The 570-nt window shown below is 72.3% G+C and carries 1 protein-coding gene; it reads left to right on the plus strand.

All coding sequences use genetic code 11. The features are described 5' to 3' along the window. A partial coding sequence (locus AC27IQ_RS26825) for a hypothetical protein (RefSeq protein ID WP_487091517.1) occupies window positions 1-501 on the plus strand: 501 nt, incomplete at its 5' end. Window positions 502-570: the final 69 nt, after the last annotated feature.

Consider the following 570-nt stretch of genomic DNA (forward strand, 5'->3'; position numbering starts at 1 on the left):
TGGGCCGACGCGGGCCGCCAGGGCACCGCGCCGCAACCGCAGCCCGTGGCGGCCGACCCGGCCTTCTCGACGCCAGCCACCGAACACATCGCCAGCCCGGCCATGCTCCGCGCGTTCCTGACGGAGCTGCGGCAGACGCGGCGGCCCCAATCGTTTTGCTTCGTGCAGCAGGCGTTTCCGCCGTCCAAGGCCGATCCGGAAGGCTTTGCGCTGGTGTGGATGGTCTGGACCACCGGATCACACATCTACCGGCTGCGGGTGCCGCCTCCGGTGACGCCAGGGGCCCCGAACCCCGCACAGGACGACGACCCGGCCGAGCGCGGCGCGGCGCTGGCGAATGGCAAATCGGTGAACCTGCGGACCGACGTGGTGCCCACCGACGAGGCCGTGGGTTCCAGCACCTTCCTCGTGAGCCGCCCCTGGGTGGAGCGCATCCAGGGCCAGTGCCGGCGCATCGGCACCGCGGTGCGCGTGCCGGCGTTCCGCCCGCCGCCACCATGACGCCGCACTGAGGCCGCCCTGGGCGCCTTCCAGGCGTCTCGTCCCTGCCCCGTTCCCTCTTCCTTTTTT

Source organism: Acidovorax sp. KPB24-07 (assembly GCF_057543315.1).